The sequence below is a fragment of the Vibrio sp. ECSMB14106 genome, assembly GCF_000972265.1.
GTDB lineage: Bacteria > Pseudomonadota > Gammaproteobacteria > Enterobacterales > Vibrionaceae > Vibrio > Vibrio kanaloae.
The window spans coordinates 162,735-175,617 of record NZ_LAUM01000006.1 but is presented as its reverse complement, the minus strand read 5'-3'; the positions used below and the strand labels follow the sequence as shown (position 1 = coordinate 175,617).

The following is a 12,883-nucleotide window of genomic DNA, read 5'->3' as shown; positions in this document are numbered from 1 at the left end:
TTTCCCACTCATCAATAAGGGATTTATTATGGAATATCGTATCAACGAAATTATTCTATTTATTCGATGGAAAAATCTTGACAACTTCCTCATCTTATTAACCTTTTTAAAATTTTCATATAAAACTCTAAAACCTCTTTATTCAGAGTTGGGTATTTCATCAAATTCCTTAATGCGCCAATTAATATTCTGACTTTATAACTAAAGCTCAATTTATAGTATTCAATAAAGAAAAGCTTTATGTAAAGTGAATTTAATATAAACATTAACTTCTTGTTTTTATTTTTTGAATGCGAAGCAGATTCATTTAAAACCCTATATACTGCCATCTCTTCTTTTAAATAAGTAATATCTCCTTTACCTGACAAATACAACCACAATGGTAAATCTCCAAGGCGCCACTCCTTTGACTCTTCTTCCACCAAAATTGTAAATTCAATTAAATCTTCACGTCTGAAGCAAGCAGTCAAGGTACCAACAGTATTAGACTTCAGTAAACTACTTACTGTACTTATTGGATAACTATCACCAAGTGCTCTCTTTTTCTCAATATTATTACGGAGCTCTAAGTAGTTAGTGTGAACAAGTGAAACGGAACCATCATTTTCCAAAATTTCCACTTGCTTATTTAGTTTTTCATTATTTATCCAATAGTCGTCGCCTTCACAAAAAGCTAAATACTTACCACTAGCATAAGATGAAGCATAATATAATGGTCTAAAACCACCTTTAGAGTATTGGTTTTCTTTTTGCCTTATAACTTTTATTATGGAAGGGTACTTCTCTTTGTATTTATTCAGTATAATAGTGGTATTGTCTGTTGATGCATCATCATGGATAATTATCTCAAAACGATAATTACTTCTTTGTTCGACTAAACTTTTTAAAGTCTTTTCTAAAAAACAATCTTGATTATATGTAACACAAACTATGCTTGCATAGACAATATCTTCGTAGTTCCAACTACTCTTTATAGACTTTTCATCAATCATTAAAAATTTTCGCTAGTTTTTTGAAAGTACTTTAGCTGGCACACCTACTGCAGTACTGTAATCTTTAATATCTGAAGTAACCACAGCTCCAGCGCCTATTATGCAATGCTTGCCAATTTTAACTCTTGGTAGAATAGTCGCATTAGCTCCAATTTGGGTAGAGTCACCAACCTCACAGTCACCGAGCAACGTAGCATTCGGTGAAATCTCTACATAGTCGCCTATTTTTACCCCATGACTGATCAAAACTGATTTATTTACTAATGTTGAACGCCCAATAGTTGCATCAATAGTAATAGTTGCTCCTTGCAAAACTACAGCAGTATCATGAATGTTATTAAAGTGACCAATAGTACATGAGTTAGAAATATAACCAACTTCATGCATATTTAGCTCTTTAATTTTGTCCGATACTATTTTCCTGTGAGGGTTTCCAACGCAGACTATTATGCCACTATCTAATACTTTTAAGTCAGCATACGAGCGTAACAGTAAGAAGTTATTTTCTACAACGTTACAAACTTCGGTTGATACGTTATCAAAAAGAATAATTTTGCAATTTATGCTATCCAACATGATTGAATTAGCAACTTCTTTGGCACAACCTCCGGCCCCAAACAGTATGATATCATTCATATTACACTCTTTATTTTACTGATAACTTTAGTTATGTCACTCTTTTCAAGATGAGCATGCATTGGCAAGCACAGCACTCTCTCAGCAGCCATGTGACTATTTTTTGTACCGTAATGTTTTGAATCAAAGAATATCGTGTCTAGTGATGGTTCAAAATAATGCCGACTTTGGATATTATTTTTATCGAGGGTTTCTTTAACTAGTTTGAGCTTTTTACTATCAGGAAGTAAAATAGGCATATAAGCTCCATTCTTAGTAGACTCCTCATGCCACAAAGGTAAATCTACAATAGATTTTAGACCCTCTCGATATAAGTCAAATAACTCTGCACGGTAGTTTAATATATTGTCTATTTCAAGCAAATTAACTAACCCTACTGCTGCTTGGTATTCATTTAGTTTTGCATTAATCCCAACTCTCACGACTCCTTTACCAGGACTAATACCAAAGTTTATGATTTCTCGCGCTTTCTTTAAATCTTCCGGATTTTTAAAGACTATCGCACCACCTTCAATTGTATGAAAAACTTTCGTCGCATGAAAACTCAGTGTACTAGCATCGCCAAAGTTTAAAATAGATGTTCCAGCCAATTTTACACCAAAAGCATGCGCTGCATCATATATTACTTTCACTTCTTTATTATTACTTATTGAATCTATTTCTTTAACATTACAAGGGTTTCCGTAAACATGAGTAGCTACTAAAGTATCACTTTTGCAACCACTATCTAAAGCCTTCAATATTGAGCCTGTACATATATTTAAAGTCTCTGAATTAATATCACTAAAAGATACATCATCACCTTGCCATTTAAATGCACTTGTGGTGGCAACAAAAGAGAATGGAGTGGTCAATATTGATTTGCTTCCTATAGCACGCCCGGCTACTTGCAACGCTGTAGTACCGTTGTTTGTCAAGAGAAGATTTGACACACCCAAAAACTCTTCTAATCTCTCAGTTAGTTCCTGTTGTATCGGCCCAAAGTTAGTATACCAACCGTTGCCATTTATTTTTTCTAATAGGTTATTTAAATGATTTAAATTAGGTTTAACTGGACTATTTAAAGCTATCATTACTATCTCTTTATATTATTTAATATGACTAATTACATCACTTAAAAACTTTCTTTCTATTATCCATATAGTAGAAATGTATAGTGAAAAATATACTACAAGCTTACTTACAATTAAAAGAAAATCTGATTCAAAAAGATCACCCACATTCATAACATAAATTGCAACAACAAAAGATACAAATATGTAAGGCACTATAGTTCTGAGTTGCTTATATGTGCCTAATGAAGACAATCTTCCCACATAAGATGTATTAATAAAGAAAGCCATTATTGAATTAAGTACCATTCCGTAACACATCGCCTCAATACCCATTGGTACGGTTACGCACAATATAATACTTAAAGAAATCTTTTTTATTATCTCTATTTTCAAAAATAGGTCGGAGCGACCTTTAACTTGAACTAAACTCAAGTTAATCGCATGTAAAGGATATAAAACAAAAGCTACCGTGATTATTTCTATATAATTGGCAGCTAAAATCCAGTCTTTTCCAAGTAAGACTCTTACTAAAGGCTCTGCTATTATAGATATAGACAAGATTATTGGCAAAATAACAAGAGCTGTTAGTCTAATTACTAGTAAATAGGAGGATTCCAATCTCACCTTATTATCTTTTATTCTACTTAAAGTTGGGTAACTTACCTTTTGTATGATAGAAGCCAAGGTAATCGCAGGCAAACTAGAAATTTTTTCCGCTTGATTAAACAAACCTAACTGCACACTACTAAATTGCTTTCCTATAATGATACTATAGACATTCCTATATACGGTATCTATTAGTCCAGAAACTAAAAGCTTTGAACCAAATCCAAACAATTCTCGAAAAGACTTACGGCTAAATTTTGTCTTAGGCAGAGAAGGAACAAGTATATTGAGTAGCATAACATTAATTGATGCTAGTGTTATTTGAAATGAAATTAGTGCCCAAACTCCATAATCTAAATATGCTAATATAAATGCGGTCAAACCTGACAAAAAAAGTGAAATCAAACTACATAGTGTCTGCAGTTTGAAATTTAATTCCACTGTTAGCTTAACCCTCGGTACTGTTCCTAACGAATTGATAACTATCGTCAGAAGAATATACTTTGTTAAACTATTTAACTCAGGTTCATTATAAAAACTAGAGATCGCTGGTGATACGGAAACAAAAAACAAATAACTTACGATAGAGACAGTTAAACTGAAATAAAATGTGGTTGAAAAATCAGCCTCTGTTCTTTCAGTTTTTCTAATTAAGGCTTGTGAAAATCCACTGTTGACAAATACATTGCCAATGGCTGTAAAAACAGATAGTAATGCAACTAGTCCAAATATACTAGGCCCCAAAAGCCTTGCTAATATTAAGTTAATAATCAAAGATACTACCTGGGTACCTAAACTATCGATAGCACTCCAAATGAGGCCTGTCTTGACATCTTTTTTGCTTATATTATTCAACAGAAATCACTTAATTTTATTGCTAACTGATCCTTTTTAGAAAGAGTAGGCTCACCAATTAGTGGCCAGTTAATATTAATGCTAGCATCATTCCACTGTATACATATCTCTACTTTAGGGTTGTAATAATCTGTACATTTATAAACAAACTCAGCTTCATCGCTAGTAACATAAAATCCATGAGCAAAGCCTTCTGGCACCCAAAGCTGTCGTTTATTTTCAGCGGAAAGGTAAACTCCAACCCACTGACCAAATGTAGGCGAGTCTTTTCTAACATCCACCGCTACATCAAACACTTCACCAGACACCACGCGAACTAACTTGCCTTGAGTGTTTTCAGTTTGGTAATGCAGACCTCTCAAAATACCTTTCTTTGACTTAGAATGGTTATCCTGAACAAATTGAGTCGGCTTACCTGTGACCAACTCTTCGAACTTCTTTTGTTGCCACGTTTCCATAAAGAAGCCGCGCTCATCACCAAACACTGCTGGTTCTATAATTTTTACGTCAGGGATTTTCGTATCAATTACTTTCATGTTTAAGCCATATATCCTTCAATATTGTCTAAAGCTGCTCGCCAATTACAAGGAGCTATACCAAAATTGCGCTGAATTTTGTCGCAATTCATCTTAGAGTTCTCTGGTCGAACTGCAGGTGTTGGGTACATATCCGTTGTGATTGAAGTGAGAGTCGGTGCTTTCAATAACTGCTTAGTCTCAGCTTGTTGGAAAATATCTTGTGCGAATTCACACCAACTCACATGAGGTGCACCTGAAAAATGATAAACACCATACAGAGTAGACACATTGTCTACTGACAGTTTATTCATTATAGCAATGAGTGCTTGTGCAATATCCCCTGCGTAAGTTGGCCCGCCATACTGGTCTCCAACAATACTGAGAACCTCTCTATCTTTGCCCAAACGCAGCATCGTTTTCACAAAGTTGTTGCCATGCTCACCAAAAACCCAAGCAGTCCTTAAGATGATATGACGCTCATTCGCTTCTGCTAGCGCTAATTCACCCGCTAGTTTACTTTTTCCGTAAACGCTTAATGGACCCGTTTCATCCTCTTCAGAATAGACACCTTGTTTGTTTCCAGGGAAGACATAATCTGTAGAGATATGAAGTACTGTACCACCCACATTGTTGACTGCTTCTGCTAGGTACTTTGCCCCATCGCGATTTACTGCGTAAGACAGGTCAACTTCTTCTTCCGCTTTATCAACGGCTGTATGCGCGGCGGCATTGATAATGAAATCAGGCTTGAACTCTGAAACAAGAGTGAAAACGGCATCACGATTTGTGATATCAAGTTCTTTTCTATCCACGGCTAAAAGCTCAACGTTGTTATCTAGTTGGTTTACTAAACAGTGCCCCACTTGACCATTACAACCGGTAACTAATACTCGCATTATTTAGAATCCCTTGCTAGACGGCTCAGGTATTGACCATAATCATTTTTCATCATTGGTTTAGCTAAAGTCAGAACTTGCTCATCACTTAGCCAACCGTTACGCCAAGCAATCTCTTCTAGACACGCGACTTTTAAGCCTTGTACGTTCTCAATCGTTTGAACGAAAGAAGAAGCTTCATGAAGACTTTCATGTGTACCGGTATCTAACCATGCAAAACCACGACCGAGTAATTCTACGTTCAGTGAACCGTCATTTAAGTACATTTCATTCAGTGTGGTAATTTCTAACTCGCCACGGTGCGATGGCTTCACTTGCTTAGCCATTTCCACCACACGATTATCATAGAAATACAAACCAGTTACTGCGTAATTGGATTTTGGTTTTTCAGGCTTTTCTTCAATCGAAACAGCCTTCATGTCTTCATCAAATTCGACCACACCAAAGCGTTCTGGATCTTTGACTTGATAACCAAACACAGTCGCGCCCGACTCTCTTGAAGCAGCACTTTGTAGTGTTTTAGAAAAGGATTGACCATAGAAGATATTATCACCCAGAACTAAACACACGCTGTCATTACCAATGAACTCTTCACCGATGATAAACGCTTGTGCTAGGCCATCAGGGCTTGGCTGAATCGCGTACTCAAGATTAATACCAAACTCAGAACCATCACCCAGTAGACGTTGGAACCCTGCGTTGTCTTCTGGTGTGGTGATAATCAATATGTCTTTAATGCCAGCTAACATTAGTGTCGAAATTGGGTAAAACACCATTGGTTTATCGTAGATAGGCAAGAGTTGTTTTGATACGCCGCGCGTCAATGGGTATAAACGCGTGCCAGAGCCACCAGCAAGAACGATCCCTTTCATTATTTTCTTTCCTTAGTTTCCGTTGTTTCTACACCCAAACGCTCACGTTGGTAGCTACCATCTTGCACGTTTTGACACCACTTAGAATTATCTAAATACCATTGCACCGTTTTACGAAGACCGGTTTCAAACGTTTCTTCAGGCGTCCAATTTAGTTCACGCTGCATTTTGCTCGAGTCAATCGCATATCGACGGTCGTGACCTGGACGGTCTTGAACGTACGTAATTTGCTCTGCATACTTCGAGTCTTTCGGTACTAACGTATCTAGGATGTCACAAATCGTATTCACGACTTCGAGGTTTTTCTTCTCGTTGTGACCACCGATGTTGTAGGTCTCGCCTACTTCACCTTCCGTCACCACTTTGTAGAGTGCGCGGGCGTGATCTTCCACAAACAGCCAGTCACGGATTTGGTCGCCTTTGCCATAAATAGGTAAATCTTTGCCTTCTAGTGCATTGAGGATAACCAACGGTATAAGCTTCTCTGGGAAATGGTATGGGCCGTAGTTATTAGAGCAGTTGGTTACCATCGTTGGCAATCCATAAGTGCGCAACCATGCACGCACTAGGTGATCACTCGATGCTTTAGACGCCGAGTATGGGCTTGATGGCTCATACGAGGTTGTTTCTAAGAACATCGGCAGGTCGGAGCCTTCTGGCGCCTCATCAGGGTGCGGGAGGTCACCGTACACTTCATCAGTCGAGATATGGTGAAAACGAAACTCTGACTTTGTACTTTCTTCAAGCGTATTCCAGTACTCTCGAGTTGCTTCTAACAAGGTGTACGTGCCGACAATATTGGTTTCGATGAATGCGGCTGGGCCAGTGATTGAACGGTCAACATGCGATTCAGCTGCTAAGTGCATGACTGCATCTGGTTTGTGCTCTTCAAACACTCGATCTAATTCTGTACGGTTACAGATATCGACTTGCTCAAAAGCATAGCGTTCAGACGAATCCACTTCGATAAGAGATTCTAAATTACCTGCGTAAGTGAGTTTATCAACGTTGACTACGCTGTCAGATGTGTTCTTGATGATATGACGAATGACTGCAGAGCCGATAAAGCCAGCACCACCAGTGACGAGGATCTTCATAGTTTTCTCTTGTAGTATATTGCTTAGAACAACTCACGAACGTGAATGTGTATAGAATTTTTTGAGGTTAATCTCACGAAAACGCCTCAGTCAATGTTAAGCCACTGAGACACTTTTTATTCATTTTGAGACAGTCAACTTTAGACAATCCCTTATAAAACCTAGGTTTTACTTACTTTTAAAAAAGGACCCCAATAGGCTCATAGAGAGCCGTTTTTCTGCGGCTTGTAGCGCTTGTAACTTGCCACAAATTAAGATTCAGGCACGCTACCGCCCTTAGGTTTGGCTCCTAAAGGCAAGGTATTTACGGGGTGAATGCATCCCCCCAGCTATCCGTGGCTGTTTTGCGCAGGGGATTCTAGCAAAGTAAGTGCATATTAACCAGCTTGATTTATAAGCGAAGTGGTCGAACATCTTACCAAGCATTCACCCAGCGAAAACATTGTACGTCTTGCAGAAACTTAGTCCCTATGTGGTACCGGTTTTCTTGTGCTGCGTCGCAGTAGCGCTTTTCTATATCAATGAAAATTTTACCGTTTCTATAAAGTGAGACAAAACTTTCATTATTGTTCACCGCCAACAAGGCCTTAATTTCTGTACGTGTTAACCCTTGTGGATAATGATTCACTAGCAAAGTTAAGAACTCGCCGATGCGTCCTTCTACTCGCGCGACCTCCTTTTCCAAAATGGTGACCTTTTCTTCCGTTGTCAGCTTTTTTAGGTTGGTATCGTCCATGTGCCTTCTCCTAATTTTACCTTTGTCTCTTGACGTTTTTATGTCTGTGTTCGCTTTGGCTAATCTAAGCCTTTAATTACTATGAAATACAGGTTCTCACTGCTTGGGGTCGGCACTCGTCGATTTGGATTGAATTAGGGCCTTGATACGCGCCTCAAACGGGTTGGTGGTGCTTTTGGCTTTGTAGTCCGCTAGGGCCTGAGAGACCGGTGTTGGTTGTTGCTGCTTATTTTCAACTTGGTCGCTTTGGAGCGAATGCGCATGGTGGAGATCAGCTGTCGGTTTATTGGTGTCTGTTGGTTTAACCGCTCTTTTTTGTTTAACCGTTTGGGTTTGCTTGGCGCCTTTTGTTTGCTGAAGCACAGGCGTTAAACCTCGTTTGGTTTTGGCTTGGGCACTTCTTCTTAGCCAACCATTCACAAAGTGGCCGATATGCTCAAAGGGTTTGCGCTTGTCGGGGTTGATGTACAACCAAGCTTGCATGGCATGCAGTTCTTGCAGCACATCTAACTTCGGGTAGGTGCATTTTAATATTTCGTAGAACTCATGATAAATCGGTGCGCAGCCCTCTTCGGTAAGCAGATCAATCACGGCTTCTTTTTGGGTTGTAGGTATGGAGATCGCATGTTCTTCAGAGCCGTTGGGGGTATCAAGAATATCGGCGTCGTTTACCATGCCGCTTTTCAAGCTGATATCTGTTTTATGTTCTTTATGAAAGATTATGTGTGCCGGGCGATCACTCTCCGTGTTGGATCTTAAGTCACCCTGGTGGGTGTCTGAATGGTCACTTTGTGGAAGGCTTGGGTTGAGTTCCGGTTTCTCGCTCTCGGCTTTATCGACGTCCGATCGGTCTAAATCACTCTGTTCAATATGGCAGCCGTTAGGTAGGCGTAATTGATACAAATTGCTGCGCTGACGGCCTTTGTTATCAAACCGTTTTATCCGCTTCACAAACCCTTGTTTTTCTAGCTCGTTAAGATGTCGTTTCACGGTTCTTACCGATACTTCGCAATATTGTGCTAAGTAATTTAAGGATGGAAAACACACACCACGCGCGTCGGCATTGTCGGCTAACTTTAATAACACCAACTTGCTTATCGGCGAGCCGGTTTTTAATGGGATGAAAGAGAGAATGAGGGAAACACACATGAATAACGCTCCTTGTTAATGGGTCTATCTACTTAAATCGTTCTCGCTATAAAAGCGGATAGATATGCATAACCATTGATGAAAAAGGCATTAACAACACTTTTCGGAGCTTTGGGGGCTAAGGTGGGGCGAGATAAAAAGTAACAAAACGTGTTTTTCCTTTGTGCTCTCATTGATATGCAACAAGAACATTACTTAAGATGATAACCTTCGAAGCACCTCTCACTTTTCTGCGTTCTTTCTTTTTCGCGTTATTGCCGCCAACCCCAATCAAAAGCCTTGAAGTACATTGCCCTCCCCATACAGCAATAAGGTGCTTAATGAAGGCGATAGTTTCTCTTTTTATTTCAGCGTACCAGCCGGGCATGGCGAGCATCGAATGCCGATATTTTGAAGGCTTGCACTTTGAAAAAGCGTATTTCGAAGACTTGCTCTTGGAAGATCCCAGCTATGAGGACATGTGTTGGATGATCAGCCGAGCGCGGCGAAGCCAGCCACTGGGTTATTGCGTGATGTATTTACGTTATGTCAGTCACCACGCTGGTTATGCAAAAACCGTAGCCGCGAGTTTGCGACAACACATCGCATTACACCCTGATTTAAAAGGTTCGTTATCAACGTTTTTAGTCACCTGGTTACAACAACAAGAGGATTTATTTTGTCAAACACTCCACCAGCAACTGATCGAGTTCCACACCAGCCGTTAGCCGCGTCTGTTTTGCAAGAGCGAGATGATTCGCAAAAGCAGGCTCATTCCGAAAAACAAGCGGGCGAGGTGGAGTTCATCCCTTCGTTAGAGCCTTGTTTGCCTTCAGCCTCCTATTCTTTCAGCCTGGTTTCGGTGTTACTCCGCTTACCTCATTGCCCGCCCTACTCTTTTATTACTGTGCATTGCAGCGCCACACCGCCGGAGCAAGATGTTCACGTCGCCGATATTCGCCGATGGCATAAAAAGAGAGGCTGGCGCGATGTGGGGTATCACTTTGTGATTCGTCGCAATGGGGATGTCGAACTGGGTAGACCACTGTCGCAAACCGGCGCGCATGTGAAAGGACACAACAAGGGCAATATTGGCGTTTGCATGGTCGGTGGTTGTAATTCCGAACTGCAACCAGAAGATAACTTCACGCTTGCACAGCGTAAGGCACTGTTTGGTTTAGTGACCGCCTTACAAGAGCAGTTTTTGATTTCTGATGAGAATGTTAAGGGGCATAAAGATTGGGGGGTGAATAAGGCGTGTCCGGTGGTGAGGCTAAGAGCTGATTAGGGATTCGAAGAGCAGTAGCGGGATGCGAGTAAACGAGATGCGAAAGGCTTAAGAGCGGGAGTGACGAGAAAGGCGGTATATAACCATCAACGAACCAAGGAGCAGCATGACATTGTTCGGGCGAATATTTGGGAGCCAGTCTTCCATTAACAAAGGGTTAGATGCACTCACCAACACCGGAGATGCGATGTTTTTTACTGATGAAGAAAAAGCGAAGCACAAACTGGCACTGCTTAAAGCCTACGAGCCTTTTAAGTTAGTGCAGCGCTACATTGTGTTGTTGTTCACCATTCCTTATGTGGCACTGCATGTGATGGTGATTTTGGGTTGTATGCACGGCTACGATTGGAAACCGCTGGGGGAAATGACCAATGAAGCCTTTGGCTATCCGGTATTAGCGGCGATTGGTTTGTACTTAACAGGGGGCGTGGTTAAGAAATAGAAAAGCAGATGCGAGTGACGAGTAAACAGGATTCGAAGCGCTGAAAGAGCAGATGCGGGTAGCGAGTAAACGGGATGCGAAGCGCGGTGCTTTTCGTATCTCGCCACTCGCATCTCGTTACTGCTCTTTATTTTTTGTCGCTCGTTTACTCATCACTTCTCACATTCATGCTCACCTTGGTTAAAAACACGCAAGCAAAAACATGAAGTTCGTTCTAATTAAATGAAACTAATATGCTGTATTAAATGATCTTTTTTGTTAATAACAATCTCTATCACAGAAATTAATTTTGAAGCACATACAATGCGTGCACTTTCGAATGATGATCAACTTTGTTCGTTCGAGCATTTATTGTACGTTTTAAGCCCAATTTTTATGAGGTTTCTATGTTTGGAATATTCAAACCTATGGCGCATATCGATCGCTTATCAGCAGATAAGGTTGATGGCACCTATGCGCGATTACGCTGGCAGCTTTTTCTCGGCATCTTCGTTGGTTACGCGGGTTACTATTTAGTCCGCAAAAACTTTAGTTTGGCGATGCCCTATCTTATTGAGCAGGGATTCAGCCGAGGAGAGCTAGGGGTAGCGTTGGCGGCCGTCTCTATCGCTTACGGTTTATCAAAGTTTTTAATGGGCAGCGTGTCTGATCGCTCCAATCCTCGTTATTTCCTCAGTGGTGGCTTGTTAATGTCGGCACTGGTGATGTTCTGCTTTGGCTTTATGCCATGGGCAACCGGCAGCATTACCGCGATGTTTATCCTGCTGTTTTTGAATGGTTGGTTTCAAGGTATGGGCTGGCCAGCTTGTGGGCGAACGATGGTTCACTGGTGGTCACGCAAAGAACGTGGCGAGATAGTGTCGGTATGGAATGTCGCTCATAACGTCGGTGGCGGATTGATTGGTCCAATGTTTTTATTGGGGCTTTGGGCTTTCAACGATGACTGGCGCACCGCTTTTTATGTTCCTGCATTTTTTGCCACTCTCGTCGCTGTTTTTGTTTGGTTTACGGTAAGAGATACCCCTCAATCTTGCGGGTTACCACCGATTGAAGAACACAAAAACGATTACCCAGACGACTACAATACATCCCATGAGACAGAAATGACGGCGAAGGAAATCTTCTTTAAGTATGTCTTCTCTAATAAGTTGTTGTGGTCTATCGCGATCGCAAATGCGTTTGTTTACCTTATTCGTTATGGTGTACTCGATTGGGCGCCGGTTTACTTAAAAGAAGCGAAAGACTTCTCGGTGGATAAATCGTCTTGGGCTTACTTCTTGTATGAGTGGGCCGGTATTCCGGGCACCTTATTATGTGGTTGGATTTCAGATAAGCTGTTTAAAGGCCGCCGTGCACCAGCTGGAATTCTCTTTATGGTTTTGGTCACCGTCGCCGTATTGGTGTACTGGCTAAACCCAGCCGGTAACCCAACGGTTGATATGCTGGCACTGATTGCGATTGGTTTCCTTATTTACGGCCCAGTGATGCTGATCGGTTTGTATGCGCTCGAACTGGCACCGAAAAAAGCCGCGGGCACGGCGGCAGGCCTCACCGGGTTATTTGGTTACTTAGGCGGTGCGGTTGCTGCCAATGCGGTACTTGGCTTTATGGTGGATCACTACGGCTGGGATGGTGGTTTCATTATTTTGGTCGGTGCTTGTGTTGCTTCAATCATTTGTCTGCTTTACGCCTTCTTAGGTGAGCGTGCACACCACAAACAAAAAGATCTCGAACGAGAGAAAGAAGCGTTAGCTTAATTGAA

The 12,883-nt window shown here is 40.9% G+C and carries 14 protein-coding genes; 4 read left to right on the top strand and 10 right to left on the bottom strand.

The window, feature by feature from the left end:
* Nucleotides 1–89: 89 nt before the first annotated feature.
* The 10 genes from WR49_RS06625 to WR49_RS06580 form a co-directional block, all read right to left on the bottom strand.
* Nucleotides 90–992 carry a glycosyltransferase gene (locus tag WR49_RS06625; RefSeq protein WP_052715023.1) on the bottom strand — a complete coding sequence of 301 codons (903 nt, stop codon included), beginning with the start codon at nucleotides 990–992 and terminating at the stop codon, nucleotides 90–92.
* Nucleotides 993–1,004: 12 nt separating this feature from the next.
* Complete coding sequence (locus WR49_RS06620) at nucleotides 1,005–1,628, bottom strand: acetyltransferase (protein ID WP_052715022.1); 624 nt, start codon at nucleotides 1,626–1,628, stop codon at nucleotides 1,005–1,007.
* Entirely contained in the window at nucleotides 1,625–2,701 is a 1,077-nt protein-coding gene (locus tag WR49_RS06615) for a DegT/DnrJ/EryC1/StrS family aminotransferase (RefSeq protein WP_046223476.1), read from the bottom strand. The genes WR49_RS06620 and WR49_RS06615 overlap by 4 nt, the downstream gene beginning before the upstream one ends.
* Before the next feature lie 15 nt (nucleotides 2,702–2,716).
* Nucleotides 2,717–4,144 carry a lipopolysaccharide biosynthesis protein gene (locus WR49_RS06610; RefSeq protein WP_197078523.1) on the bottom strand — a complete coding sequence of 476 codons (1,428 nt, stop codon included), beginning with the start codon at nucleotides 4,142–4,144 and terminating at the stop codon, nucleotides 2,717–2,719.
* Nucleotides 4,141–4,680, bottom strand: a complete 540-nt coding sequence (rfbC, locus tag WR49_RS06605; protein WP_046223474.1) for a dTDP-4-dehydrorhamnose 3,5-epimerase — start codon at nucleotides 4,678–4,680, stop codon at nucleotides 4,141–4,143. The genes WR49_RS06610 and rfbC overlap by 4 nt, the downstream gene beginning before the upstream one ends.
* 2 nt (nucleotides 4,681–4,682) lie before the next feature.
* The gene (rfbD, locus tag WR49_RS06600; RefSeq protein WP_046223473.1) at nucleotides 4,683–5,558 is read right to left on the bottom strand and encodes a dTDP-4-dehydrorhamnose reductase; all 876 of its coding nucleotides are present in this window, start codon (nucleotides 5,556–5,558) and stop codon (nucleotides 4,683–4,685) included.
* Nucleotides 5,558–6,430 carry a glucose-1-phosphate thymidylyltransferase RfbA gene (gene rfbA / locus WR49_RS06595; protein ID WP_046223472.1) on the bottom strand — a complete coding sequence of 291 codons (873 nt, stop codon included), beginning with the start codon at nucleotides 6,428–6,430 and terminating at the stop codon, nucleotides 5,558–5,560. The genes rfbD and rfbA overlap by 1 nt, the downstream gene beginning before the upstream one ends.
* Complete coding sequence (gene rfbB / locus WR49_RS06590; protein ID WP_046223471.1) at nucleotides 6,430–7,527, bottom strand: dTDP-glucose 4,6-dehydratase; 1,098 nt, start codon at nucleotides 7,525–7,527, stop codon at nucleotides 6,430–6,432. Before rfbB ends, rfbA begins: the two co-directional genes overlap by 1 nt.
* 415 nt (nucleotides 7,528–7,942) lie before the next feature.
* Nucleotides 7,943–8,263, bottom strand: a complete 321-nt coding sequence (locus WR49_RS06585) for a hypothetical protein (protein ID WP_046223470.1) — start codon at nucleotides 8,261–8,263, stop codon at nucleotides 7,943–7,945.
* 96 nt (nucleotides 8,264–8,359) lie between these two features.
* Entirely contained in the window at nucleotides 8,360–9,412 is a 1,053-nt protein-coding gene (locus tag WR49_RS06580; RefSeq protein WP_046223469.1) for a helix-turn-helix domain-containing protein, read from the bottom strand.
* A 320-nt stretch (nucleotides 9,413–9,732) separates the two neighbouring features.
* Here WR49_RS06580 and WR49_RS20950 point away from each other — a divergent pair, with 320 nt between their 5' ends.
* The 4 genes from WR49_RS20950 to glpT all read left to right on the top strand — a co-directional run bounded on the left by WR49_RS20950 (nucleotide 9,733) and on the right by glpT (nucleotide 12,878).
* Nucleotides 9,733–10,119 (top strand): hypothetical protein, encoded by a 387-nt coding sequence (locus tag WR49_RS20950; RefSeq protein WP_082082746.1) that lies wholly within the window; start codon nucleotides 9,733–9,735, stop codon nucleotides 10,117–10,119.
* An 11-nt stretch (nucleotides 10,120–10,130) separates the two neighbouring features.
* Nucleotides 10,131–10,679, top strand: a complete 549-nt coding sequence (locus WR49_RS06570; protein ID WP_046223506.1) for an N-acetylmuramoyl-L-alanine amidase — start codon at nucleotides 10,131–10,133, stop codon at nucleotides 10,677–10,679.
* 106 nt (nucleotides 10,680–10,785) lie between these two features.
* Nucleotides 10,786–11,121 carry a hypothetical protein gene (locus WR49_RS06565; protein WP_016784030.1) on the top strand — a complete coding sequence of 112 codons (336 nt, stop codon included), beginning with the start codon at nucleotides 10,786–10,788 and terminating at the stop codon, nucleotides 11,119–11,121.
* Between the two features lie 386 nt (nucleotides 11,122–11,507).
* A complete protein-coding gene (gene glpT / locus WR49_RS06560; protein ID WP_046223467.1) occupies nucleotides 11,508–12,878 on the top strand; it encodes a glycerol-3-phosphate transporter in 1,371 nt (456 codons plus the stop codon).
* The last annotated feature ends 5 nt before the right edge of the window (nucleotides 12,879–12,883 follow it).

Coding starts and splice junctions, on each gene's coding strand:
- rfbD (WP_046223473.1), bottom strand. CDS start 5,558: ATGCGAGTATTAGTTACCGGTTGTAATGGTCAAGTGGGGCACTGTTTA.
- WR49_RS06625 (WP_052715023.1), bottom strand. CDS start 992: ATGATTGATGAAAAGTCTATAAAGAGTAGTTGGAACTACGAAGATATT.
- rfbC (WP_046223474.1), bottom strand. CDS start 4,680: ATGAAAGTAATTGATACGAAAATCCCTGACGTAAAAATTATAGAACCA.
- rfbB (WP_046223471.1), bottom strand. CDS start 7,527: ATGAAGATCCTCGTCACTGGTGGTGCTGGCTTTATCGGCTCTGCAGTC.
- WR49_RS20950 (WP_082082746.1), top strand. CDS start 9,733: ATGAAGGCGATAGTTTCTCTTTTTATTTCAGCGTACCAGCCGGGCATG.
- WR49_RS06585 (WP_046223470.1), bottom strand. CDS start 8,263: ATGGACGATACCAACCTAAAAAAGCTGACAACGGAAGAAAAGGTCACC.
- glpT (WP_046223467.1), top strand. CDS start 11,508: ATGTTTGGAATATTCAAACCTATGGCGCATATCGATCGCTTATCAGCA.
- WR49_RS06615 (WP_046223476.1), bottom strand. CDS start 2,701: ATGATAGCTTTAAATAGTCCAGTTAAACCTAATTTAAATCATTTAAAT.
- WR49_RS06620 (WP_052715022.1), bottom strand. CDS start 1,628: ATGAATGATATCATACTGTTTGGGGCCGGAGGTTGTGCCAAAGAAGTT.
- WR49_RS06565 (WP_016784030.1), top strand. CDS start 10,786: ATGACATTGTTCGGGCGAATATTTGGGAGCCAGTCTTCCATTAACAAA.
- rfbA (WP_046223472.1), bottom strand. CDS start 6,430: ATGAAAGGGATCGTTCTTGCTGGTGGCTCTGGCACGCGTTTATACCCA.
- WR49_RS06580 (WP_046223469.1), bottom strand. CDS start 9,412: ATGTGTGTTTCCCTCATTCTCTCTTTCATCCCATTAAAAACCGGCTCG.